The 216-nt window shown below is 45.8% G+C and carries 1 tRNA gene; it reads right to left on the bottom strand.

Annotation, left to right across the window (positions count from 1 at the left end):
• Positions 1-137 precede the first annotated feature (137 nt).
• Positions 138-213, bottom strand: a tRNA-Ala gene (locus tag OGX75_RS00005).
• Positions 214-216: the final 3 nt, after the last annotated feature.

The following is a 216-nucleotide window of genomic DNA, read 5'->3' as shown; positions in this document are numbered from 1 at the left end:
TGCGAAAATTTGAGAGACTCATACACACTTTACGTGTGTCGTTTCAATTTTCAGCTTGATCCAGATTTTTAAAGAGCAAAACTTCGCAGTGAACCTTTTCAGGTACACTCTGAAGTTTTCTTATACCGTCTACAGTATGGTGGAGCTATGCGGGATCGAACCGCAGACCTCCTGCGTGCAAAGCAGGCGCTCTCCCAGCTGAGCTATAGCCCCATA

It is taken from the genome of Citrobacter sp. CK199, from assembly GCF_030333285.1.
In the GTDB taxonomy this organism is placed as follows: domain Bacteria; phylum Pseudomonadota; class Gammaproteobacteria; order Enterobacterales; family Enterobacteriaceae; genus Citrobacter_B; species Citrobacter_B koseri.
This window is presented reverse-complemented; position numbering and strand designations above follow the sequence as displayed.